The organism is Alsobacter sp. R-9, assembly GCF_054612375.1.
In genome coordinates, this window is the sequence record NZ_JBTSWJ010000010.1 from 199,148 (window position 1) to 222,103 (window position 22,956).

Below are 22,956 nucleotides of genomic sequence, written 5' to 3' on the forward strand. Positions count from 1 at the left end.
GCGTCGATGTCCTTGCCGCCGGACAACGAGCGGCAGGTTGTGCGGGGACAAAGACGCCGGCGCCGGGGGCGATAGGTTTGAGGGATGCAACGGAGGCCATCATGCCCCTCATCAACCCCGACTGGCTCGTGGACGACGTCATGCGTCGCTGGCCGGCCACGATCCGGGTGTTCCTCGACTTCAACTTCTCCTGCGTGGGGTGCCCCATCGGTGTGTTCCACTCGGTCGAGGATGCCTGCCGCGAGCACCACGCCGACCTGACCACCGTGCTGGCGAGGCTGGAGGCCGCGGCCCGGGAAGCGCTGGTGCCGGCAGTCACCTGAGGACGAGGGCCGGTCAGGACTTCTCGGCCAGCATGAACAGGCGGTGGGGATCGCGCACGACGATGCGCTGTCGCCCGCCCTCCACGAGGCCCTGGTCCTCCCAGGCGCTGAGGATCCGGCTGACGGTGTGCAGCGTCGTGCCCGTCATCTCGGCGACGTCCTGGCGGGTGATGGGGAAGTCAATCTGCAGGCCGCTCTCGATCTTGCGGCCCGCCTGCTTGACGAGGCGCAGGAGCGCGTGGGCGATGCGGCGCTCCACCTCCTCCGTGGACATCTCGACGACGCGGACATGCGCCTCGGCCAGCCGGGATCCCATGGTCTGCATGGCACCGCCCGCCAGGGCGGGGAACCGCTGGAGCAGCCCTGCCCACGCCGCCGACGGCCATATCAGCACGACGCTGTCGACAACGGCCGTAGCAGTCGCCGGATAGGTCGTGCGGCCCATCTGCACGGCGATGCCGAAGAGTTCGCCCGGCGTCACGTAGCGCACCACGACCTGCTGTCCCGCCGGCGTCAGCTTGACGACCTGCAGGTGGCCATGCAGCAGCACGAAGAAGGAATCCGCCGGGTGGTCCTGCTCGAAGACCGGGCTGCCCTTCGGCACCCGGATGGAACGGGCCTCGGCCAGGATGGCGTCGATGTCGGCAGGGCCGAGCGGCGCGAACATCGGCACGTCGGCGACGAGGGAGCGGTCGATCGGGGGCATCGATGCGGTTCTCCTGTCCCGCAGCACGGCGGTCGTGTCGGTCGTCCAGCCGTCCGCACCATCGTGATTAGCGTCACGACGATCCATCCGCCATCGGGACGACCCCTACCCAACGCCGTTCCACGCCGCGAGTTTGCGCCGCGACAACCAGCCGGGCAAGCCGCGGGCCTAGTGTCACTTCGAGGCCACCACGTGGCCACGAAAGCGGAGTCCGACGATGCCCATCCCCCGCCTGCGCCCCAACGACGGCCCTCCCCTCCTCTCCTACGGCTTCCGGCCGTTCTTCCTGCTCGCGTCGTTATGGGCGGGAGCCGCCATCCTCCTATGGCTTCCGGCCTTCTTCGGCGAGATTTCCCTGCCGACCGCCTTCGCCCCGCGCGACTGGCACGTGCACGAGATGCTCTACGGCTTCCTCCCGGCAGTGATCACCGGCTTCCTGCTGACCGCCATCCCCAACTGGACGGGCCGCCTCCCCCTCCAGGGCCGTCCGCTCCTCGTGCTCGTCCTGGTGTGGCTGGCTGGCCGCTTCGCCATCGGTTTCTCCGGCGTCATCGGCGCCGTGCCTGCGGCCGTGATCGACCTGGCCTTCCTCCTGCTGGTCATGGCCGCGGCGGGGCGGGAGATCGCGGCGGGGAAGAACTGGCGTAACCTTCGCGTGCTCGGCGCCGTGGCGATCTTTGCCATCGGAAACGCCGTGTTCCACTGGGAGGCCGCAGCCAACGGGGCGGCCGACGTCGGCATCCGCCTCGGTCTCTCGGCGGCGCTGATGCTGATCATGCTCGTCGGCGGGCGCATCGTCCCGAGCTTCACGCGCAACTGGCTGGCGCGGCGCGGCCCGGGCCGGCTGCCCGCCGCCTTCGGGCGCTTCGACGCGGCGTCCATGATCGCCGCAGCCGTCGCGCTCGGCACCTGGACCTTCGTGCCGGAGGGGAGGCCCACGGCGCTGCTCCTGATGGCTGCCGGGATCCTGCACGCCTTTCGACTGGCTCGCTGGGCAGGCGACCGCACGGCCGCAGACCGGCTCGTCCTCATCCTGCACGTGGCCTACGCGTTCATCCCGCTCGGCTTCGGGCTCGCCGCCGCCGCGGCCTTCGGGCTCATCCCCGTGACGGGCGGCATCCATGCGTGGACGGCGGGGGCGTTCGGCACGATGACGCTGGCGGTCATGTCGCGGGCGAGCCTCGGCCACACCGGCCGCGCCCTCGTCGCGAGCCCGGCCGCTCAGGCCGTCTACGCCTTCGTCGTCGGCGCGGCGGTGGCTCGCGTCTGCGCGGTCCTGCATCCCGCGTGGGCCTGGGGCTTCCTCCACATGGCGGCTTTCGCCTGGGCCTGCGCATTCCTCGGCTTCGCCGCCGCCTACTGGCGGGTGTTCACAGGGCCGCGGGCCTTCCCGTAGGCCCGCCGGATGGGCCTTGCGCTGCGGAGCGCCCGCGGTCACGCTCGGGCTCCTCGGGAGAAGGGCCCATGGGCGATGGCCGACGGCGCATGGCGGTGCTCGCCGCCCTGCTCACGATGCTGAAGGGCGCTCCGGCGATGGGCGCCGAGGTGACGATCGACAGCGGCCGCCTCGTCGGGGTCGCGGGGAACGGCGTCGATGTGTTCCTCGGCGTTCCCTACGCGGCGCCCCCTGCAGGCGCCCTGCGCTGGCGGGCGCCTCAGCCCGTGGCAGCCTGGAGCGATCCGCGCCCCGCCGATCGCTTCGGCCCTGACTGCATGCAGAATCCGGTGGCATGGGACACCGCGCCGCTGGGGACCGCTCCAGCCGAAGACTGCCTGACCGTGAACGTCTGGACCCCGGCCGGTGCAGGTCCCGATCGACGCCATCCGGTGCTCGTCTGGATCCATGGCGGCGGCTACGTGAATGGCGGCTCGTCCGCGCCGGTCTATGACGGCAGCGCACTCGCGCGGTCAGGTCTCGTCGTCGTCAGCCTGAACTATCGGCTCGGCCGCTTTGGTTTCTTCGGGCATCCTGCGCTCACCGCCGCGGCGGAGGGCCCCACCGGCAATTTCGGCCTGATGGACCAGATCGCCGCCCTTCGATGGGTGCAGCGGAACATCGGCGCCTTTGGCGGCGATCCCGGCGCGGTCACCGCGATGGGCGAATCCGCCGGCGGCGATTCCGTCATCCGCCTCATGACGATGCGCGCGGCCCCGCCACTCTTCCACCGCGCCATCGTGATGTCGGGCGGCGGCCGGCGACCGCTGCTCGGCGGCCTGCCGCTGCGCGACCTCGGCGCGCCGCTCGACGCCGAGAGCGTGGGCACCGCGTTCGCGCGCTCCGTCGGCATCGGCGGTCGTGACGCGGCCGCTCTGGCTGCCTTGCGTGCCCTCCCGGCCGCGGCCGTTGCCGGCAAGCTCGACATGGGCACGATGGCAGATGAGACACGCGCGGGGCGGTACACCGGTGGGCCGGTCGTGGACGGGGGCGTCGTGACGACGACACCGGCCCGCGCCTTCGAGCGCGGCGAGGGGCTGTCGATCCCCGTCATGATCGGCACCACCACGGACGACCTCGGGCTCGATGCCCCTGCCAGCGCACGCACCCTCCTCGCGGCCTTCGGACCGGACGCGAAGGAGGCCACGGCAGCCTACAATCCGGACGGCCGAAGGTCAGAACAGGACATGCTCCGCGCCTTCTCGGCCGACCGGACGATGCACGAGCCGGCCCGGCTCGTCGCACGCCGGGTGACGGAGCGCGGGCAGAAGGCGTGGCTCTACCGCTTCGGCGTCGTGCCTCAGGCCGCAGCCCGCGCCGGGGCCAAGGGCGCCGCGCATGCGTCGGAACTGCCCTTCGCCTTCGGCACGCTCCAGAAGCGCTTTCCCGGCGCCGTCTCGCCGGCCGACGAGGAGGCCTCGCAACGGCTCGCCGGCGCCATTGCCGCCTTCGCCCGCACGGGCGATCCGAACGGATCCGGCCTTCCCGCCTGGACACCGTTCGACCCGACCCGGTCGGAGATCATGCTGTTCGGCCCGGACGGTCGCGACGGCATGGCGCCGGACCCGCTGGCCCGGCGCATCGCGCTCGTCGAGCGGCTCGAGGAGCGCGGCCGGCGCTGAGGTCGATGCGGCCCCGCCCCCTGGGGACAGGGCTCGCCCGTCCTCAGGCCCACTCGCCCTTCCGGAAGACGGGAACCGCCGTCCCGTCGGGCTTGAGGCCGTCGATGTCGATCTCGCCCGAGCCGATCATCCAGTCGATGTGGATGAGGCTCTTGTTGCCGCCCTGCGCCGCGATCTGCTCCGGCTTCAGGCTCGTGCCGTCGACGAAGCACTTGGCGTAGCACTGCCCGAGAGCGATGTGGCAGGCCGCGTTCTCGTCGAAGAGGGTGTTGTAGAAGAGCAGCCCGCTCTTCGAGATGGGCGAGGAATGGGGCACGAGCGCCACCTCGCCGAGACGCCGGGCGCCCTCGTCTGTGTCGAGCACCTTGGCCAGCACCTCCTGCCCGCGCGAGGCCGTCGCCTCGACGATCCGCCCGCCCTCGAAGCGCACGGCGATCTCGTCGATCAGCGTGCCCTGGTAGGACAGCGGCTTGGTGCTGCGCACATGGCCCTCCACCCGCAGGGCATGCGGCGTCGTGAACACCTCCTCGCTGGGGATGTTGGCGTTGCAGGTGATGCCGTTCTTCGCCGTGGACGCGCCGCCCTGCCACAGGTGGCCGTCGGCGAGCCCGACGACGAGGTCGGTGCCCGGCCCGCGGAAGCGCAACGAGGCGAACCGGTGGCCGTTCAGCCAGTCGCGCCGCATGTGCAGCGCCTTGTTGTGGGCAGCCCACGCGCCGATGGGGTCTTCCAGGTCGGCACGGGAGGCGGCGAAGATCGCATCCGCCAGCTTGCCGACCGCGACGTCCTGCGGATCCTCGGGGAACATCAGCCGCGCCCACGCCGCGGTCGGGTAGGACACGAGGTTCCAGTTGATGTCGAAGCCGGTGATGCGGGCGAGCGCCGGCTGGTAGGCGGTCGAGTTCGCCTTGTTGGCCCGCGCCACCTTCTCCGGATCCTGCCCGGCCAGCATCATCGGGTTGTCGCCGACGACGCCGAGGCGGGCGGCGTTGCCGTCGAAGGCCTTCGCCATGCCTTCGTAGAGCCACCCCGCCGCCCGGTCGAAGCTCGCGTCCTGCGCGTGGCGATAGCGGGCGAGGATCACCTCCTCGTCCGAGAGCAGCGGCGTCACCAGCCCCGCCCCCGCCTTGTAGGCGTGCTCCGCGATCCTGCGCACCAGCGGCAGCGCCTCGGCCGACGCCGTCATCACGAGATCCTGCCCCGGCCGCAACCCGAGCCCCACCTTCACCGCGACCTCGGCGAGCCTGTCCAGCTTGACGGGATCGATGACGGCGACGGGCGGACGAGCATGCGTGTTCATGGCGGTGGTCTCCTGATCTTGTCCGCACTTTACCGCGTGTCCGCACGATTGTCCGCCGGTCGCCGACGCGCATCAGCCACGCGGATCGGTGCCCGCCTGCGTGTCGACTCGTCCGTCCCTGGCCAACGGAGGCACCATGGGAGGGGCGGCTGATTCAACGACGTGCCCCCCCCTCCAGCCGCAACACCCTGTTGCACAGCCTGGCGATCATTGCGTCGTCATGGGTGGCCAGCACCATGATCGCGGCCTTTTCCATCAGCGCGTCCATGCGGGCCTTTGCCTTCTCGGCGAAGGCGGCGTCGCCGACGGTGACGAGTTCGTCGAGGAGCAGGATGTCGGGGGCGACGGAGGTGGAGACGGCGAAGGCGAGGCGGAGGGCCATGCCGGAGGAGTAGGTGCGCATCGGCATGTCGAGGAAGGCGCCGAGTTCGCAGAACGCCTCGATCTCGGGCTCCAGGTCTTTCGCCTCGCGATATGTGAGCCCCATGCAGGCGGCGCGCAGCAGGATGTTCTCGCGGCCGGTCAGCTCCGGCTCCATGCCGAGCCCGATGTCGAGCAGCGCGGCGACACGGCCGCGGATGACGGCGCGCCCGGCGCTGGGCTCGTAGGCGCCGGCCAGCACGCGCAAGAGCGTCGACTTGCCCGCCCCGTTGTGGCCGACGAGCCCCACACGGTCGCCGGGGCGCAGCGACAGGGTCACGCCGCGAAGCGCCTCGACGCGAACCACCTCCTGGTCTCCGCCGTGGAGACCCGCCCCCACGCGCCTCAGGACGTCGCGCCGGATCGAGCGGCTGCGCGCGTTGTAGATCGGGATCGAGACACTGACGTTCTCGAGGTCGATGCCGACGCCTGTCTCGATCTGCCCCGTCATCATAGCCAGTAGACCAGTCGCGCCCGGAAGCGCGCGAAGACAAGGAAGCCGCCCGTGCAGGACACCACCGCGATGGCGACGCCCAGAGCCCATGCGTCGGTGCCGGGCACCTGGCCCGTAAGCGGTCCGGCGACAAGGCCGAGAAGGGGCGCGAAAGGATTCCAGGCGAGCAGCGCAGCCGTTGCGGCCGGCAGTTGCTCAGGACGCCACAGCACCGGCGTCAGAAAGAAGGCAAGCTGAAGAAGGTTCTGAACCAGCAACGGCAGGTCGCGGAATCGCGTCGCCAGCACCGCGAGGCCGAGCGAAAGTCCGGCGAGCGACACGACGAGGACCACAAGGCCGGGGACTGCGAGGAAAGCCTCCGGACCAGGGTCCCCGCCGAACGCGAGCCACACCACCGGCAGGATGACGAGATTGTGCGCAAGGATGACGCCCTGACGGACCAGTCCTCGCATCACGAACAGCGTCTTCGGCAGCGGCTGCTGCCGCAGGAAGCCCGCGGCCTGGACGAAAGCGGTCGACGCCTCGTTCAGGACCCCCGTCATGAAGCCCCACACGAGGAACGCCGTCGCAACGTAGGGCACGTAGTCCGCGGCACTTGTGCGGAAGAGCCCCGCGTTCACGACGCCGATGCCGAAGACGAAGGCCGCCGTGCTCAACGTGATCCAGAACTGGCCGAGGCGCGAGCGACCATAGCGCTGCCGCATGTCGGTGAGACCGAGCAACCACCACAGCCTGGCATTGCCGACGCCGTCCGCCACGTCGCTGGCTGCGAGACGAAGCTGTTGCCGATCAGGAACGAGATCGAAACGAAAATCGATAATCAAAACGAAAACACAACATCAACAAGATCGGGCGGCAGTCTACCGCGCATCCGATAAGCCTACAAGGCCCACGAATACTACCGTAAGTTGCGTACCTGATTCTGCCAATCTGAGAGTGATTTCAGGAGTGAACCCCAACACTTGAGTAATGTGGAGTCGGGACGAGAGTCCGACGCGGCGGGCCTGTTGCCGGAACGCCCCCTGCGCGCCTCGGACTCGAGGGGCGACGGCCGAATCGTCGGCGGGCGCTTAGGTCGACCCCACCCTCAGTACAGCGCGCGGATCGCGCGGCGGTGGGTGACGGTGGGTTCGGCGATCTCCACCACATGCTCGGGCATGGGATCGACGGCCGGGCGCCAGTAGAGGACGCCCCCGCGCTCCATGCCGAGGACGCCGGGGAGCTGGGCACTGCGGTAGCCGTAGTGATGGCGGGCGTGGGCATGGCCATGGCGGCCGTGATGATGCGACATGCCGGCACCGGGCCCGGGAGCATCGGCCCACGCATGCGGGGCAACTGCCAGCAGAGCGGTGGCGGCGATCAGGACCAGCGGCTTCATCGGCGTGTCTCCGGGGGTCCTACGAGGGGACCGGCAGGCAGGGTCGCACGGCAAGGTTAACGCTCTCTGACGCCATCGCGGCGCGGGCGTGATCGCGCATTCTGCCAAACGTCGTGATGCCCGGCGACGCGAGCACCGAAACTGGTCAAGAGCTGAGTCAGCGAAATACAATCCTAGATCGAGCACACCTCAATCAAGCGCAATATTGAGCTTAAACGGTCAACAATGGTCGCGGGACACGCTCCTCTTCATCGCAATACTGTTGCACCTCCGCCTTTGCTCTGCCGTACTGAGTGGGCAGCGCGAATCGGTGGGGTCCGGGCACGCTGCAACACCTGGAGCGTCATCGGATGTCGCTGTTCGCGAAAGAGAACGGCCGGATGTATCACGCCGTCGCGTCAAGCGGCGCGCGCCGCAACGCGGCGACGGGGCCGCGGATCGCGCTCCCCTCTCCTCACAGGAGGGAGCGCTCGCGCCCCGGTCCCAACTGGGAACGGATCACGCTCGTGGCCGCAAGCACCCTCGTGTCGCTCGGCCTGATCCTGAGCGCTGTCGCCGCGCTGGCGACCCTGCGCTGACGCCTTACAGGCTCGGGATGTCGGCCGGTCGCGCGAGCCGGGCCTGCGCGGCGAGACGGATGGCGGCGTTGGGCGCGCCGTAGCCGACATAGCCGTCGCGCTGCACGACCTCGAAGAAGAAGCCGCCCTCGAGCGTGGTCGTGTAGGCCTGCAGGAAGGTCCCACGGTCGTCGCGGTCGTAGAGGATCCCGAGGGATCGGTAGCGCTCGATCTCCTCGGCCGGCAGATCCGCGCGCGCCTCGAGATCGTCGTAGTAATTGTCCGGGATCGGCAGCATGGTCACGCCGGCTGCCCTCATCGCACCGACGGTCGCGGCGATGTCCCTGGTGGCCAGCGCGATGTGCTGGACCCCCGAGCCGAAGAAGTCCGAGAGGAACCGGGAGGACAGGGTGCGCTGGCTCTGCGAACCGTTGAGCACGAGCCGGAGGCCGTGTCCGGAGCCCCCGAGGCCGGATTCGATGACCTGGCTCTGCACGACGCCGCCGGGATCGATGACGGCCTGCGAGGGCATCTTCCTCGCCTCGAAAATCGAGGTGTAGAAGAGCAGCCAGGTCAGCATCTCCTCGTACTGCATGGACTGGGAGACGTGGTCGACATGGTCAAGGCCGATGCCGTCGGTCGTTTCGCCCGTCGGCAGGAAATCGACCTCGGACCATCGCCCGAGCGTCGACACGTCGTCGACGAAGTAGACGAGGCTGCCGCCGAGACCGCGAACGGCCGGAATGTCGAGTTCGCCAGGCCCCACTGCTCCCGCATGCGGCTTGTCCAGAAGCGCGGTTGCTCGCGCCACGGTAGCGCGCGCATCGGGCACCTTAAGCGCCATGGCGCAGACGGAGGTGCCGTGGGTGATGTTGTAGCTGTGGGCGAAGCCCTCCTTGTCGCTGTTCAGCACGATGCGGATCGCGCCCTGAGTCCACAGGGACACGTCCTTCGAGCGATGCGTGCCGGTGCGGGCGAAGCCCATGGACTGCAGAAGGCCGGCGAAATGCTCGCGCTCGGCCTCGTCCACCGCGAACTCGGTGAACTCGACGCCCTGGACCGGCGCGCGGGGCGGCATGGCAGCGGTGCCAGGCAGCGTGCGGCCGCCACGGCGTCCGGCGTCGTCGATCATGGTGAGGAGCGAGCGAAGCCCGTCGACGGCCACGGCACGGGCCGAGCCGGCGCGGAAGCGGTCGTTGAAGATCTCCAGCGACAGCGCCCCGTCGTATCCCGTGGCACCCAGCGCATCCATGAAGGCCGCGATATCGAGGTCGCCCTGTCCCGGCATGCAGCGCCAGTGGCGGCTCCAGGAGAGGTAGTCCATCTGCAGCCGCGGGGCGTCGGCGAGCTGGACGAGGAAGATCCGGTCCCTCGGGATCGAGGCGATGGTGCCGAGCTCGGTGCCGCGGGCGAGGATGTGGAAGCTGTCGAGGATGGTGCCGACCGCCGGATGCGCCGCGCGGCGCACGATCTCCCACGCATCCCGGTAGTCGTTGACGAAGCGCCCCCACGCCAGCGCCTCGTAGCCGACGCGCAGGCCGCGGCGGGCGGCGCGCTCTCCGAGTTCGTGGAAGTCCGCCGCGAGACGGTCGATGCCGCCCTGCGCCTCCGGCGAGACGCTGGAGCAGACAAACAGGATGTCCGTGCCCAGTTCCTGGAGCAGGTCGAACTTCCGCTCCGCCCGGTCGAAGGTGCGGGCGCGGCGCGGCTCGGGCAGCCCCTCGAAGTCGCGGAAGGGCTGGACGGTGCAGATCGTCAGGCCGAGATCGGCACACATCCGGCGGACATCGGCAGGGGAGCCGGGAAAGGCGATGAGGTCGTTCTCGAAGATCTCGACCGTCCGGAACCCGGCGGCGGCGATGGCCTCGAGCTTCTCCTGCAGCCCCCCGGAGAGACAGACCGTGGCGATCGCGGGCCTCATGGCGGTGTCCTCCTCGCAGTCGTTCCCCCGCCCATCCCCGGCTTCAGCGGGTCCGTGCGGCCAGCCAGGCGCAGGCGGTATCGAGTGGCTCGCGTGCCACCGGAGCGAGAGACATGGCCCGCAGGTAGCCGTGGAACAGGCCTCGCCCCTCGTGCAGCATCGTATCGACTCCGGCGGCCTGCAATGCCTTGGCGTAGTCGCGCCCCTCGTCGCGGAGCGGGTCGTGTTCTGCCACCGCGACGAAGGCGGGCGGCAGCCCCGCGTGGCTCTCGGCCAGCATCGGCGCGGCGAGCGGATTGCGCCTGTCCGCCGGATTCGGCAGGTACATGGCCGCCGTGCCGGGGAGGCTCTCGGCGGTGATGATCGGGCCGGCGGCGTTCTCGCGGACCGACAGGCGGTCGTGGGCGAAGTCGACGGCCGGATAGAACAGCACCTGGCAGCGCAAAGCCTGCGGCGAGCCCCGGAAGAGCAACGTCATGGCGGCGGCGAGGTTGCCGCCGGCGCTGTCCCCGCCCACGGAGACCGCGGCCGGGTCGACACCGAGGGCGGCGGCGTGGCCGAAGACCCAGCGGACGACCGCAGCGCAGTCCTCGACGGCGGCGGGAAAGGGGTTCTCGGGCGCGAGCGCGTAGTCGACGCTGAACACGGCGTGCCCGGCCCGGTCGGCGATGGCGGCGGCGATCTCGTCGTGCGTCTCGGGGCTCCCCTGCATCCAGCCGCCGCCGTGCATGTAGACGAGCGCCGGACGGAAACCGCCCTGCGGGCGGAACAGGCGCACCCGCACGGGCCTGGGGCCGCCGGGAACGGTGACGACCTCACTGACGATGCCGGGCGGCAGCGGCTTGCGCGAGGCCTCGGACAGCGCCTCGAGCTTCGCCCGCCTGACGGAGACGGGGGCGCCTCGCGGGACGTCCCGCCAGGCCTCCGACCAGCCGTCGAGATAGGGCTGCAGCGAAGGGTCGATCATGGGCGGTGCCTTTCCCGAAACGGAGCGGGGCGGCCGAAGCCGCCCCGCCGTCAACTCACTTGCGGACCTTGGCGATGGTGTCGAACAGGTCCTTCACGGCGGCCTGGTCGCCCGATGCCGCGTACTTGTCCACGACGGGCTTCGCGGCGGCGCGGAACTTCTCCATGTCGGCCGGCGCGATCTCGTTGACCTGCATCTTGGCGCGCATCGCGTCGATGTTGGACTTGTCCTCGCCGATCACCTCGACGCGGCCGTAGGCCTCGGCTTCCTTCGCGGCGTCGGTGATGACCTTGCGCTCGTCGTCGTTGAGCTTCGTCCAGATCGGCTTGGAGAACAGCAGCGAGTCGACGAAGTACACGTGCGAGGTGAGCGAGAGGAACTTCTGCACCTCGAACAGCTTGGCGCTGACAAGCGTCGCCGCCGGGTTCTCCTGGCCGTCGACGGTGCCCTGCTCGAGCGCCGAGTAGACCTCCGGGAACGGCATCGGGACGGCGTTGGCGCCGAGTGCCTTCCACAGGTCGATGAAGAGCGGGTTCTGCAGGACGCGGATCTTGAGGCCCTTCACGTCGTCGGGCGACTTCACCGGGCGCTTGCTGTTGGTGAGGTGACGGTAGCCGGCTCCCCAGTAGCCGAGGCCGATGAGGTCCTTCTCGTCGAGCTGCGCGTTGAGGCGCTTGGAGAAGCCGCCGTCGAGGACGGCCATGGCTTCCTTGTCGCTCTGGAAGACGAAGGGCAGGTCGAGGAGCGCGTAGTCCTTGACGATGCCGACGAGCGTGCTGGTGGCGGTGACCGTGGCGTCAACCGTGCCGCCGCGCATGGCCGAGAGCGTCTGCAGGTCGCCGCCGAGCGCGCCGCCGGGGAAGATCTGCACGTTCATCTTGCCGCCCGACTTCGCCTTCACGAGGTCGGCGAACTTCTGGATCGTGCGGCCGCGGGCGTTGTCGAGCCCGATCTGCACGCCGAGCTTGAAGTTCTGGTCCCGCACCTGGGCCTGCGCGGCCGGCGCGAGCAGAGCGGCCGAGAGCACGACGCCCGCGGCGACCTTCCAAAACGACTTCATCATCATCCTCCCTTGTTGAGACTGGACTGCGCCGGGGCGTTTCACCGCCCCAGAAAGAAGTTGGCGGGTCCCGTGACGAGCCACGGGAACAGCACCATCAGGAACAGCACGATCACCTCGGCCAGCAGGAACGGGCCGATGCCCTTCGTGACGTCCTCCATGCTGATCTTCCCGACCCCGGCCACGACATTGAGCACCGTGCCAACGGGCGGCGTGATGAGGCCGATGGCGTTGTTGACGATGAACAGCACGCCGAAGAACACGGGGTCGATGTTCGCCGCCTTGACGATAGGCATCAGGATCGGCGTCAGGATCAGGATCGTCGGGCCAAGGTCGAGCGCGGTGCCGACGACCATCACGAGCAGCATGATGGCGAGCATCAGCAGCATCGGGTTGTCGATGAAGGGCTGGACCATGGCGACGACGGACTTGGCGATGTCGGACACCGTGATCAGCCAACCCGACACCAGCGCCGCCGCGACGAGGAACATCACGACGCTCGTCGTCATGGCGGCGCGCACGAGGATGCCGAACAGGTCGGAAACCTTCAGTTCCCTGTAGATGACCATCGCCACGAAGAGCGCGTAGACGGCCGACACCACGGCCGCCTCGGTCGGCGTGAAGACGCCGAACTTGAGCCCGAAGATGATGATCGCGGGCAGGCCCAGCGCCCACGCGCCGTCGATGACCGCCTTCATCCGCTCGGCGCCGTTCGCCTTCGGCAGCGGCTTCACGTTCTCCTTGCGCGCGACGATCCACCACGCGATGCAGAGCCCGAGGGCCAGCATGACGCCGGGTGCGATGCCGGCGATGAACAGCTTGGTGATCGAGACGTTCGCCAGCACGCCGAACAGCACGAACGGGATACTCGGCGGAATGATCGGCGCGATGATCGCGGCCGCCGCGATGAGGCCGCCGGCGCGGGCGCGGTCGTGGCCGGCGGCGACCATCATCGGAATCAGGAAGGCGGAGAGCGCAGCCGCGTCGGCGACGGCGGAGCCCGAAAGGGCGGCGATGATCGTCGCCGACAGGATGGCGACGTAGCCGAGCCCGCCGCGGACGTGACCGAGGAAGGCGACCGCGATGTTGACGATGCGCTTCGACAGGCCGCCGGCGTTCATGATCTCGCCGGCGACGATAAAGCCGGGGGCCGCGAGCAGGACGAAGTTGTCGACGCCGTTCAGGACGTTCTGCGCGACGATCTGCGCGTCCATCATGTTCATGTAGGCCATGAGCGCGATGCCGCAGACGATCAGCGCGAAGGCGATCGGCATGCCGATCGCCATGGCCGAGAGAAGAGCGCCGAGGAAGATCGGGATCGTCAGGGTCATGGCGCGCTCCGCGATCCTTCGGCGACGGGATGCGGTTCGTCCTCGCTTTCCTTAACGGAGATGAGTTCCTCGTCGGAGAGCCGGTTGGTCACCAGCAGCACGAGGTCCCACAGGAGGACCGCGCCACCGAAGACGCCGAAGAAGACGCCGGCACCGTAGAACCACGCGGTGGAGAGTTCCGCCGCGGGCGACGTGACGTCCCAGTTGATCAGCATCTGGCGCCAGCTGCCCCACAAGAGCAGGCCCGTTGCGTAGAGCATGAGCGCGTGGCTGACGACGAGGCAGACCTTGCGGCCGGTGCGGCCCATCCTGCGCACGAGCGTGTCCATGCCGAGATGCTCGCGCTCGCGCAGGGCGACGACCGCACCGATGAAGGTCATCCAGACGAAGAACCAGCGTGCCAGCTCCTCCGACACCGTGATGCCGGAGTTGAAGGCGTAGCGCAGGACGACGTTGACGAAGACCAGCAGAATGATTGCGGCCAGCAGAAGCGCCGCCGTCGCCTTGAGGCACCAGAAGAAGCCATCGACGATGCGGGTCATGCCGCCCTCCCCGCCGCGTCGAAGAAGCCGCGGATCCGGTCGGCGTCCGGCGTCAGGCCGGTGAAGAGACGGAAGGCCTCGGCCGCCTGGCGGACGTTCATGCCGCTGCCGTCGAGCGTACGGCATCCCTTCGCCCGCGCGGCGGCCAGCAGCTCGGTCACGAGCGGGAAGTAGACGATGTCGCTGACCCATTGCCGTGGAGTGAGCCAGGCGGCGGGAAAGGGGGTGCCGGGAAACTTCGCCATGCCCACCGGCGTCGCATTGACGACCCCGCTCGCCGACTGCACCATCGCCTCGTCCGCGGCGGAGACGTCGATCCGCTGGGCGGAGAAGCGCGGTGCCAACTGGGCGGCAAGGCCCTCGGCGCGCCCCGCGTCCTCGTCCACGACGGTGAGGCGGCGGACGCCGCTCATCAGCAGCGCATAGGCCACCGCGGCACCGGCGCCACCTGCCCCGAAAAGAACGACGTGGGAGAGATCGGCGCCCGGCAGATCCGCCTTCAGCGACTCGGCATACCCTGACCAGTCGGTGTTGTGGCCGATGCGGCGGCCCTGCTGCAGCACGACCGTGTTCACGGCGCCCAGCGCGCGAGCGTGCTCCGAGAGTTCGTGCAGGTGCGGGATCACCGCCTGCTTGCAGGGAAACGTGATGTTGAGCCCGCAGAAGCCGAACTGCTCGGCCGCCGCGAGAAGATCGGGCAGCGCCTCTGGCCCCCGTCCGATCACTTCAAGGTCGATGAGCCGGTAGATGCCGATCCGGCCGTGCGCGGCCGCTTCGCTCTGGTGCAGCACCGGCGCACGCGACTGGCCGATGGCACTGCCGATGAGGCCGGTGAGGATCGTCTGCCCGGTGCGGACGACGCGTGCGGCCTCTCCTGCCCTCGCAGCCAGCGCGGTTCCCATGCAGCCTCCTGAGGGCCTGTCAGACCTTGCGTCATCCTCCCGCCCCGCAAGGCGGCCGCGGCTCCGTCGGCCACTTGAATCCAGATTGTACGAACTGGTGAGTTCAGTCAATGTGCCTCTCAAAGCTGTACAAGACGCCGGGGCCATGGAAGCTTCCGGCGACGCGAGGGAGAGTGACGTGGACGAAGCAGGGCCCGCCGAGGCCGTTCGCGCCGAGCGGACGGGAACCGGCCGGACACAGGATCCCGAAGGGGTCCGGCGCAACATCCTTGAGGTTGCGACCGGCGAGTTCGCCGCCAAGGGCTTCAGCGGCGCGCGGGTGGACGAGATCGCCGAGAAGACCTCCACCAGCAAGCGGATGATCTACTATTACTTCCGCGACAAGGAGGGCCTTTTCGTCGCCGTCCTCGAGGAGGCCTACGCGAGGATCCGCCGGATCGAGCAGACCCTCAACCTCGAGGGGTTGGCGCCCGTCGACGCCCTGCGTCGGCTGGCGGAGTTCACGTTCGACTACCAGAACGCGAACCGCGAGTTCGTCCGGCTCGTGATGGTCGAGAACATCCACAACGGCGTGCACCTTGAACGTTCCGAGCACATCCAGGGTCTGAACGTCTCGGTCATCCAGGCGCTCGCCGACGTCTACCGGCGTGGCGTTGAGGAGGGCGTGTTCCGCGAGGGGCTTGACGTCATCGACCTGCACATGACGATCAGCGCCCTGTGCTTCTTCAACGTCTCGAACCGGGCGACCTTCTCCCGCATCTTCCGCGTGGACATGGACGATCCGGCGACGACCGCCCATCGACGCTCCGTCGTCGGGGAGACGGTGGTGCGATACGCGCTGCGGCTCGAGGAGAACTGATCGCGACGCGCTCGGCCCTCGTCGCCGTGAGCCGAGCGTTCCGCTGCAGGTGTTCACGACGACGAAGAGAGCTCAGTCCGTCCGGGTCAGCACGAAGCCCCTCCTGTCCCCAAAAAGCAAACCTGCACCCTCCCCGTTGTTTACCGTGCCGCTGCGGGGATGCCCGCGCCGCAGCCCGTCCGTCGCTGACGGCCACCCAGCCAACGGGACCACGTCCATGTCGCTTCGCTCGCCGAGCCTCACCCGCCGCGCCGCACTGCCGGTGCTCCTCGCCTTCACCCTGGCCGGCTGCGCGTCCGACCCGATACAGACCCCCGTTCCCATCAAGGCGCCGAACCAGCTCGACATCGAGGGCCTGAAGCCCTCCGGCAAGGTCGCCCTGACCGAGGTGGTCGTGGCGGGTGCCCCCGTCGGCCGCGGGACGCTGACCTTCAAGGGCAAGACCTACAAGTTCAACGTCGCCGGCTCCGTGGTGGGACCGGGCGGTCTCGCCAAGCGCAATGTGAGCGGCAACATCTACAAGCTCGACAGTCTCGAGCAGTTCTCCGGGATCTGGGTCGAGGGCACGGGGCCCATCGGCCTCGAGACCAGCGGCCGCAGCGAGCTCTGGCTGGAGAACAGCAACGGCGTGATCATGCACCTCGTCGGCCAGAGCGAGGGCCTCACGCTGAGCCTCGGCAGGGATGAGGTGCTCATCGAACTGTCGAAGTGAGGGCCGACGGCGCTGACGCCGGGCGTTGCCGGCGCCCGCTCCCCGGGGGGCTGATCCGGGTCCTCAAGCGCTCGGTTTCACCTTCCAGCGGCTGAACACCAGTTCCGCTGCGCGCCACGGTTGCGCCTGCCAGCTCCAAATTGGCGCCGGGACCACTCCTTCCGGCGCCACTGTCCCAAAAACGTTAGCGGCCACGCCCAAGCTGCGATTTCGTCGCTCCCGACCCCCGCACCTTTGCGGGGGGCAACACACGGGGGACACCAGTGACGGGACGCAGGATCATCCTGGCCGCCCTGCTCGGCCTAGCGGCCTTTTCCGCAGGGTCGTCGGCAGCCGGCGCACAGACCATCGGCTTCGCTGAAGCCTACGACCGGATCGCCAAGTCGTGCGGACGCGACATCGAGCGCCACTGCTCAAGCGTGCCGCTCGGCCGCGGGGCCGTCCGGGCCTGCCTGCAGCAGAAGAGCGCTGAGATTTCGGAAGGCTGCAAGGCCACCCTCGAGCCGACCTTCGCACTGCTCGACAAGCGCATCGCCGCCCAGGCCTCGGCCGTCAAGGTGTGCGAACACGACATCCGCCAGTACTGCAAGGGCGTGCAACCGCACGACGGCTACATCCTGCAGTGCCTGCTGAAGGCGACCCGCGTGGTGAGCGCGAGTTGCAAGCAGATCATCGTCGACGCCGGCTGGAACGAGTGAGAGGCAGCCCCATGACCCGCAAGGCCCTTCTCCTCGCCACGGCGCTCGTCGCCGCATCCACCCTCTCCGTCGTCAGGGCACAGGAGCGCCTCGACGATTCCCAGCTGATCCAGACGCTCGGCCAACTCGACAAGGCCAAGGCCGTCGACGTCGAAGCCCTGCGCAAGAAGGCCGTCGACAGCGTCGCAGCCAACCGGGGGCCGATGGCCAACCTGCGCGAGCCGCTCGACAAGGAACTCGACGACCTCGCGCAGCTGCGTGTCGAGATCCTGTTCCAGCTCGGCTCCTCCGTGATCCGGCCCGAGTCCTTCCGCGCGGTCGGCGTGGTGGCGGACGCGCTGCGCCACCCCTCGCTGCAGGAGTACAAGTTCCTGATCGTCGGGCACACCGACGCGACGGGCGGACGCGAGTTCAACCTGAAGCTCAGCGAACAGCGGGCTGCGGCCGTGGTGGAGGCGCTCGTGACGACGTTCGGGATCGCCCAGTCGCGCCTGATCTCGGTCGGGCTCGGCGAGGAGCAGTTGCAGGACCGCACCCACCCCGATGCCGCGGTGAACCGCCGGGTACAGATCATCAACGTCGGCCGGTTCCGCTGACCGCGCGGCCGACGCCGCGGCCTGCCAGGAGGTCGGCCGCGGCCAAGCCACGTGCCTCGGTCCACATTCACAATCAGTAGTAGTTCGGAAAGCTTAAGCGCAATCAATGGTTTTTCGACCATCGCGCTAGGGGGTTCGTTAGGGGGCGTCTGCGAGGGTGGTGTCAGGCGGATCAAACAGGAGAGCCTCCATGACCACCCTCTTCCAGCGTTTCGTGAAGGACGAGTCGGGCGCCACGGCGATCGAGTACGGCCTGATCGCGGCCATCGTCGCCGTCGGCCTCATCGCCTCGCTCCAGGCCCTGCGCGGCAACCTGCAGGACACGTTCACGAACATCGGCAACGCGGTGAAGTCGGCGAACTGATCGCCGGCTGACCGCTTCGTCCCCTCGGGGGCGAGTGTCGCCAAGGAGCCCGGTGCCGTCTCGGGACGGCCCGGGCTCTTTCCGTTTTCGATCAGGCGTCCTCGTCGTCCTCAGGCCCTTCGGGCTGCCCGGTCTCAATGGCCCTGGCGAGGTCCTCGTACTGTTCGCACGTGCGGCCGCACAGCCTCTCCAGGGTCGCCAGTTCGACCCGCGCCAGATCGAGGCGGCCAGCCGTGACAAAGACCTCGCCCTTGTACTCGTGGGTGTTCAGGTTGTTCGGGTCGATCGCGAGCGCCTTCTCGTAGAGGGCCATCCCCTCCTCGACGCGGCCGAGCTTGCGCGTGGCGAACCCGCGCATCGTCCAGACCATCGAGTCGTCCGTCCGCTGGATCGCGTCGAGGATCGGCAACGCCTCCGCGTACCATCCCCTCACCGCCAGCAGACGTCCCTGCGCGTAGAGATCGCCGTCGCCGAGCACGCCAGCGCGGACGCGCACGCAGGACCCGGCCTTCAGTACGAAGCCCGCGCCGCATGTGGGGACCGCCTTCTGGGCCTTCGGCTGACCCGGCTTCGCCGTCGGCCTCGTGAAGAGCCCCTCCACAGGTGGGGCCTTGCCGGGCGTCACGGCAGCCGAGCCCGGCATGCCCTCGCCAGCCCCGCCTCCCGAACCGCCTACTCCACCGCTCCCTCCGCCGTCTCCGGCCCCACGGGCCTGTCCGGCGGCGATCAGAACCGCCGCAACGAGAACCGCGCTTCCGAGCGATCTGCGAGCCATGGTGCCCTCCTTTGCTCCCGGGAGGTTCAACCCTAGGCGACGTGTCGCATTCCACCTTCACGACGTGTTGAAGCCGGCGGGACGCCTACAGCCCGAGGCGCTGGAGGGACTCCACCCCGATCGCGCCCGCTCCCAGCGTCCAGCCGGCCCAGACGAAGGCGGACGACCAGTTCGCCAGCTGGAACGGCACGGAAGGCATCGTGCAGGCACCCGCGGCGAGCGGGACGGTGGCGCGCAGCGGCCCGAGGAACCGGCCGAGGAATACGCCCGCAAGGCCCCACTTCTCGAAGAAGGCATGTCCGCGGGACAGCAGTTGCGGATGACGCGACAGAGGCCACATGCGCGCGATCTGTGCGTGGTAGTGGTAGCCCAGCCAATACGACACCCAGTCGCCCAGCGCCGCGCCGAGGCCAGCCGCCAGCCAGAGCGGCCAGAAGTCGATCCCGGTGACCCCGACCAACGCCCCGATTCCCCACAGGATCACCGTTGCCGGTACAAGGAGGGCGATGAAGGCCAGCGATTCGCCGAAGGCCAGCGCGAACACGATGGGCGGTGCCCATGATTCATGGGCGCGCACGAACTCGATGATCGGCACGGCGAATTCTGGAAGCGTCACGGAAGGCCCTCGGTGGCGTGCGCGCCGACGCGCACGGAGACACAATAGTGAGGGAATCGCCCTTTGACAGGGCAGCGGATCCGATCGGGAGACGATGCCGGCCATGAACGATCACGAGGACAATGCGGGAATGCTAGGGTTCCGGGAGGCGGTCGAGGCGGACCTGCCCGCCATCGTCGCCCTCCACGCGCACGACGTCGTCGGCGGGCACGGCGATTCCTGGACGATCGAACGCGCTCCCGGCTACCGCGCCGCGCTGCGCACGATCGCCGCGCACCCCGACCACACGCTTTACGTCGCGGAGGTGGACGGGGACGTCGTCGGCAGCTTCCTGCTGAGCTTCCTGCCCGGGCTCACCGGCCATGGAGCCCTTCACGCGCAGTTGCGCTCGGTGCAGGTGCGATCCGATGCCCGCAGCCAGGGCATCGGCGCGCGCATGGTGGCGTTCGCGGAGGAGGAAGCGCGTCGCCGGCAGGCTGCGGTCATGGAATTGATGTCCAACCTGAACCGAGCGGATGCCCACCGCTTCTACGAGCGGCAGGGCTACGTCCACAGCCATGGGGGCTTCAAGAAGCGGCTGCGCTGACGCCGGTCACGGCTTCATGCAGGCAGCGGCAAACTCCCGCCACGACTGCCCGCCCGTCTTCCCGGCCCGCTTGCGTGCCGTCCATTCGACCGCGCAACCCTTCTGCTTCTGCAGCTGCAGCCGCTGGGCCTGCGCCACGGGATCGTCTGGGAGCGCCGACGTCTCGGAGGGGTCCCCGGCCACACGCGCCGGCGGCACGGCCGCAGAGCGCGGCTCCGCCGTGGCAGGCGAGGCTGCGGCGATCAGGCCGGACAGGAGGAACGAAGCAAGAAACCAGAAACGATGCATGCCGACGCATGTCTCGCCGTTTTCGTGCCAGGTGGCAAGGCGTCCACTAGCGGGTGCGGTCCACCGATGCCCCCGGCTGCCCAAAGCCTGACGTCCCTGCAAGGATGGCAAGGAATCACGTCGAAGACATGGCGGACGGGTCCCGACCATGATCTTCAGCAACAGGTAAGGTTGCGCGCCGTTCATCTTTCCTAGCGTGCGATTCAGCGTGTTTCTCAACCACGGATTCAAACAACAACGATTCAAATTCTTCCCATGACGGAAGGGATCCGTCGGCACCGGGCCCGAACGGGCTGGTTGTTGCGGGAGACGAACGATGGCGAGCTTCGACAGGATGTCGGCCGAGCCGACCGACAAGGCGATCGACGGACGGTCGCTCTACGAACTGGGCGTGATGTATGCCGCTGGCCGCACGGTCGAGGTCGACCGGGTCACCGCGCACAAGTGGCTGAACATCGCCGCGCTGCGGGGCTGTCCCGAGGCTGTGGCGCTGCGGGCCGAGCTGGCGACCGAGATGACCCCCTCGGAGATTGCGGCTGCCCAGCGCGAGGCTCGCCTCTGGCTGTCGCGCCACTGAGGATGGCCCGGGACGGCGGGACGGTGGGCGCCGGTTGGCCGTCCTCCCCTTGACCCCGCCCCCCGACCTCTCTACGCATGGCCCCACGGAGACGTGGCCGAGCGGCTGAAGGCGGCGGTTTGCTAAACCGTTATAGGGTTGTAAAGCCCTATCGAGGGTTCGAATCCCTCCGTCTCCGCCAAACGCCATTGATATTGCTAGATAATTTCGGACTAAGTTGCCTCAGCCCCCAAAATAATCCCCAAGTCGGTTCGCCGATGATAGCCCACGCCGTTGCGCTCGACGGGAAGTCGACCTCTGAGCGTAGATCAAGACTCGATCTTGGGTCCATGCTGATTGCCATCGCGGCGATCGGGATCGCTGAAGTGCACCCCGTTTCGACCGGACACCGGCGTTAGCCGGAGGACCTAGGCATAGACCTAGGAATACGCCTATGTCTGAGACCTTCTCGAAGGTGGAAGTGATCACCGGTGTCGCCCGTCGCCGGCGCTTCACGACGGAGCAGAAGCTCTCCGTCGTGGCCGAGACGATGCAGCCCGGCATGTCGATCAGTTATGTTGCCCGTCGCCATGGGCTCTCGCCCAGCCTCGTGTTCCGATGGAGGCAACTGATGAGCGAAGGCGGCAAGGAAGCCGTCCGGGTCGACGACGATGTCGTGGGCGCCAACGAGGTACGCCGGCTGGAGGAGCGGGTCCGCGAACTGGAACGGATGCTCGGGCGCAAGACCATGGAGGTCGAGATCCTGAAGGAGGCCCTTGACCTCGCGCGGGCAAAAAAAGCGATCTCGCTGTCGAACTCTGCGCCCAGGGACGGTTCCCGATGAAGGCGGTCACCGAGACGCTCGGCGTGGCGCGGTCCAACATCGCCGAACGCGTCAAGGGTGTGCGACCCAGGCGCGGACCGCAGACCCGGGAAGGCGATCTCGAACTCAGCGCGGAGATCCGGCGCCTCGTGGATGCACGCCCGACCTACGGGTACAGGCGGATCGCCGCGCTCCTCAAGCGCGAGCGGCGATCCGCCGGCCTGCCGCCCGTCAACGTCAAGCGGGTCTATCGCCTCATGAAGAAGCTCGGCCTCCTGCTGGCCCGCCACACGGGTCGGCGACAGGCCCGTGAGCATGACGGCCAGGTCGCCACGCTGCACTCGAACGTCCGCTGGTGCTCCGATGGTCTGGAGTTCACGTGCTGGAACGGCGAGGTCGTCCGCGTGGCGTTCGTCCTCGACTGTCACGATCGCGAGGTGATCGGTTGGACGGCGACGACGGCGGGACTTTCCGGCGAGATGATCCGGGACATGATGGTGAGCTGCGTCGAGGCACGCTTCGGCAGCCCCCGGGCGCCCCATCGCGTTCAGTGGCTCAGCGACAACGGCTCGATCTACGCGGCGGCGAAGACCATCGACATTGCCCTCGCGCTCAATCTCGATCCCTGCTTCACTCCGGTCGAGAGCCCGGAGAGCAACGGCATCGCCGAGGCCTTCGTGAAGACGTTCAAGCGCGACTATGTCCGCGTGAACCCGATCCCAAGCGCCGAAGCCGTTCTCGCGTCAATCCCCTCCTGGATGGACGACTACAACGACGTCCATCCGCACAGCCGGTTCGGATATCGCTCCCCTCGGGAGTACATCCGGGTCATGTCACAATCAGCCACGTGTCCGGTCTAACGGGGTCAACTCCACCTTCTGCTCCCCCGGTCGTAAATGACGACCCAACCTTGGCTGCATCCCTCAACATATGCGAACGTGTTGGCATTGTCGTCGGGCGATGAGGCACCCAAGCATGCGGTACGCGTTCCTGGCTCTGTCATTTGCTGCCGTGGCGGGGTTGACCTGCCACTGGATTTTCATCCAGCAGCGGTTAGAGCCTCGGCGGATGTTGCGCCGGATGGCGCGGTTGAAGCAACGGGCGATCGGCGGAGCTGGTCCGGGTTGCGCAGCCGATCGTCCGTTGCGGTGAGGGTGGCGGCGTA

At 68.5% G+C, this 22,956-nt stretch carries 26 protein-coding genes and 1 tRNA gene; 13 read left to right on the forward strand and 14 right to left on the reverse strand.

Annotated elements, in window-relative coordinates; translation table 11 throughout:
- The first annotated feature begins 101 nt into the window (after positions 1-101).
- On the forward strand, positions 102-323 hold the full coding sequence (locus ACX9GQ_RS17105; protein WP_459630778.1) for a DUF1858 domain-containing protein: 222 nt from the start codon (positions 102-104) through the stop codon (positions 321-323).
- A 13-nt stretch (positions 324-336) separates the two neighbouring features.
- Here the strand turns inward: ACX9GQ_RS17105 and ACX9GQ_RS17110 are convergent, their stop codons facing one another.
- Complete coding sequence (locus ACX9GQ_RS17110) at positions 337-1,029, reverse strand: Crp/Fnr family transcriptional regulator (RefSeq protein WP_459630779.1); 693 nt, start codon at positions 1,027-1,029, stop codon at positions 337-339.
- A gap of 217 nt (positions 1,030-1,246) precedes the next feature.
- Here ACX9GQ_RS17110 and ACX9GQ_RS17115 point away from each other — a divergent pair, with 217 nt between their 5' ends.
- Positions 1,247-2,425 (forward strand): NnrS family protein, encoded by a 1,179-nt coding sequence (locus ACX9GQ_RS17115; protein ID WP_459630780.1) that lies wholly within the window; start codon positions 1,247-1,249, stop codon positions 2,423-2,425.
- Between the two features lie 68 nt (positions 2,426-2,493).
- A complete protein-coding gene (locus ACX9GQ_RS17120) occupies positions 2,494-4,086 on the forward strand; it encodes a carboxylesterase/lipase family protein (RefSeq protein ID WP_459630781.1) in 1,593 nt (530 codons plus the stop codon).
- 43 nt (positions 4,087-4,129) lie between these two features.
- Here the strand turns inward: ACX9GQ_RS17120 and ACX9GQ_RS17125 are convergent, their stop codons facing one another.
- From ACX9GQ_RS17125 to ACX9GQ_RS17140, 4 genes are all read right to left on the reverse strand, one after another.
- Entirely contained in the window at positions 4,130-5,386 is a 1,257-nt protein-coding gene (locus tag ACX9GQ_RS17125; RefSeq protein WP_459630782.1) for an aminopeptidase, read from the reverse strand.
- A gap of 154 nt (positions 5,387-5,540) precedes the next feature.
- Positions 5,541-6,257, reverse strand: coding sequence for an ABC transporter ATP-binding protein (locus ACX9GQ_RS17130; protein ID WP_459630783.1), 717 nt, complete (start codon positions 6,255-6,257; stop codon positions 5,541-5,543).
- Positions 6,257-7,018: an ABC transporter permease gene (locus tag ACX9GQ_RS17135; RefSeq protein WP_459630784.1), complete on the reverse strand. Its 762-nt coding sequence runs from the start codon at positions 7,016-7,018 to the stop codon at positions 6,257-6,259. The genes ACX9GQ_RS17130 and ACX9GQ_RS17135 overlap by 1 nt, the downstream gene beginning before the upstream one ends.
- Positions 7,019-7,347: 329 nt before the next feature.
- The gene (locus ACX9GQ_RS17140) at positions 7,348-7,638 is read right to left on the reverse strand and encodes a hypothetical protein (RefSeq protein WP_459630785.1); all 291 of its coding nucleotides are present in this window, start codon (positions 7,636-7,638) and stop codon (positions 7,348-7,350) included.
- Positions 7,639-7,988: 350 nt separating this feature from the next.
- On the opposite strand from ACX9GQ_RS17140, the gene ACX9GQ_RS17145 reads away from it, so the two are divergent.
- Positions 7,989-8,216 (forward strand): hypothetical protein, encoded by a 228-nt coding sequence (locus tag ACX9GQ_RS17145; RefSeq protein WP_459630786.1) that lies wholly within the window; start codon positions 7,989-7,991, stop codon positions 8,214-8,216.
- 4 nt (positions 8,217-8,220) lie between these two features.
- Here ACX9GQ_RS17145 and ACX9GQ_RS17150 read toward each other — a convergent pair whose 3' ends face one another.
- Genes ACX9GQ_RS17150 through ACX9GQ_RS17175 form a run of 6 tightly spaced genes read right to left on the reverse strand, consistent with a single transcriptional unit; the run spans position 8,221 to position 14,918 of the window.
- Positions 8,221-10,116 (reverse strand): bifunctional sugar phosphate isomerase/epimerase/4-hydroxyphenylpyruvate dioxygenase family protein, encoded by a 1,896-nt coding sequence (locus tag ACX9GQ_RS17150; RefSeq protein ID WP_459630787.1) that lies wholly within the window; start codon positions 10,114-10,116, stop codon positions 8,221-8,223.
- 43 nt (positions 10,117-10,159) lie between these two features.
- Positions 10,160-11,083 carry an alpha/beta hydrolase gene (locus ACX9GQ_RS17155; protein WP_459630788.1) on the reverse strand — a complete coding sequence of 308 codons (924 nt, stop codon included), beginning with the start codon at positions 11,081-11,083 and terminating at the stop codon, positions 10,160-10,162.
- A gap of 55 nt (positions 11,084-11,138) precedes the next feature.
- Positions 11,139-12,143: a DctP family TRAP transporter solute-binding subunit gene (locus ACX9GQ_RS17160; protein ID WP_459630789.1), complete on the reverse strand. Its 1,005-nt coding sequence runs from the start codon at positions 12,141-12,143 to the stop codon at positions 11,139-11,141.
- A 41-nt stretch (positions 12,144-12,184) separates the two neighbouring features.
- Complete coding sequence (locus ACX9GQ_RS17165) at positions 12,185-13,468, reverse strand: TRAP transporter large permease subunit (protein ID WP_459630807.1); 1,284 nt, start codon at positions 13,466-13,468, stop codon at positions 12,185-12,187.
- 2 nt (positions 13,469-13,470) lie between these two features.
- Entirely contained in the window at positions 13,471-14,016 is a 546-nt protein-coding gene (locus tag ACX9GQ_RS17170; RefSeq protein ID WP_459630790.1) for a TRAP transporter small permease, read from the reverse strand.
- Positions 14,013-14,918, reverse strand: a complete 906-nt coding sequence (locus tag ACX9GQ_RS17175) for a shikimate dehydrogenase (protein WP_459630791.1) — start codon at positions 14,916-14,918, stop codon at positions 14,013-14,015. The genes ACX9GQ_RS17170 and ACX9GQ_RS17175 overlap by 4 nt, the downstream gene beginning before the upstream one ends.
- Positions 14,919-15,096: 178 nt before the next feature.
- Here ACX9GQ_RS17175 and ACX9GQ_RS17180 point away from each other — a divergent pair, with 178 nt between their 5' ends.
- From ACX9GQ_RS17180 to ACX9GQ_RS17200, 5 genes are all read left to right on the forward strand, one after another.
- Positions 15,097-15,777: a TetR family transcriptional regulator gene (locus tag ACX9GQ_RS17180; protein ID WP_459630792.1), complete on the forward strand. Its 681-nt coding sequence runs from the start codon at positions 15,097-15,099 to the stop codon at positions 15,775-15,777.
- Between the two features lie 217 nt (positions 15,778-15,994).
- The gene (locus tag ACX9GQ_RS17185) at positions 15,995-16,489 is read left to right on the forward strand and encodes a hypothetical protein (protein ID WP_459630793.1); all 495 of its coding nucleotides are present in this window, start codon (positions 15,995-15,997) and stop codon (positions 16,487-16,489) included.
- A 263-nt stretch (positions 16,490-16,752) separates the two neighbouring features.
- On the forward strand, positions 16,753-17,187 hold the full coding sequence (locus tag ACX9GQ_RS17190) for a cysteine rich repeat-containing protein (RefSeq protein ID WP_459630794.1): 435 nt from the start codon (positions 16,753-16,755) through the stop codon (positions 17,185-17,187).
- A gap of 11 nt (positions 17,188-17,198) precedes the next feature.
- Positions 17,199-17,783, forward strand: coding sequence for an OmpA family protein (locus ACX9GQ_RS17195; RefSeq protein WP_459630795.1), 585 nt, complete (start codon positions 17,199-17,201; stop codon positions 17,781-17,783).
- 190 nt (positions 17,784-17,973) lie between these two features.
- Positions 17,974-18,147: a Flp family type IVb pilin gene (locus ACX9GQ_RS17200; protein WP_459630796.1), complete on the forward strand. Its 174-nt coding sequence runs from the start codon at positions 17,974-17,976 to the stop codon at positions 18,145-18,147.
- A 91-nt stretch (positions 18,148-18,238) separates the two neighbouring features.
- Here the strand turns inward: ACX9GQ_RS17200 and ACX9GQ_RS17205 are convergent, their stop codons facing one another.
- Positions 18,239-18,922, reverse strand: coding sequence for a tetratricopeptide repeat protein (locus ACX9GQ_RS17205; RefSeq protein ID WP_459630797.1), 684 nt, complete (start codon positions 18,920-18,922; stop codon positions 18,239-18,241).
- Between the two features lie 85 nt (positions 18,923-19,007).
- Complete coding sequence (locus tag ACX9GQ_RS17210; protein ID WP_459630798.1) at positions 19,008-19,538, reverse strand: DedA family protein; 531 nt, start codon at positions 19,536-19,538, stop codon at positions 19,008-19,010.
- A 103-nt stretch (positions 19,539-19,641) separates the two neighbouring features.
- On the opposite strand from ACX9GQ_RS17210, the gene ACX9GQ_RS17215 reads away from it, so the two are divergent.
- On the forward strand, positions 19,642-20,124 hold the full coding sequence (locus ACX9GQ_RS17215; RefSeq protein ID WP_459630799.1) for an N-acetyltransferase family protein: 483 nt from the start codon (positions 19,642-19,644) through the stop codon (positions 20,122-20,124).
- A 6-nt stretch (positions 20,125-20,130) separates the two neighbouring features.
- Here the strand turns inward: ACX9GQ_RS17215 and ACX9GQ_RS17220 are convergent, their stop codons facing one another.
- Positions 20,131-20,412, reverse strand: a complete 282-nt coding sequence (locus ACX9GQ_RS17220; RefSeq protein WP_459630800.1) for a hypothetical protein — start codon at positions 20,410-20,412, stop codon at positions 20,131-20,133.
- Positions 20,413-20,728: 316 nt separating this feature from the next.
- Between ACX9GQ_RS17220 and ACX9GQ_RS17225 the strand changes: the two genes are divergently transcribed.
- From ACX9GQ_RS17225 to ACX9GQ_RS17235, 3 genes are all read left to right on the forward strand, one after another.
- A complete protein-coding gene (locus ACX9GQ_RS17225) occupies positions 20,729-20,989 on the forward strand; it encodes a hypothetical protein (protein WP_459630801.1) in 261 nt (86 codons plus the stop codon).
- Positions 20,990-21,076: 87 nt separating this feature from the next.
- Positions 21,077-21,170, forward strand: a tRNA-Ser gene (locus tag ACX9GQ_RS17230).
- A gap of 252 nt (positions 21,171-21,422) precedes the next feature.
- Positions 21,423-22,651, forward strand: a protein-coding gene (locus ACX9GQ_RS17235) for an IS3 family transposase (RefSeq protein ID WP_459630802.1) whose coding sequence is annotated in 2 segments (ribosomal slippage) — positions 21,423-21,759 and positions 21,759-22,651 — 1,230 coding nt in all. Because the reading frame shifts where the segments join, the coding sequence is not laid out codon by codon here.
- Positions 22,652-22,956: the final 305 nt, after the last annotated feature.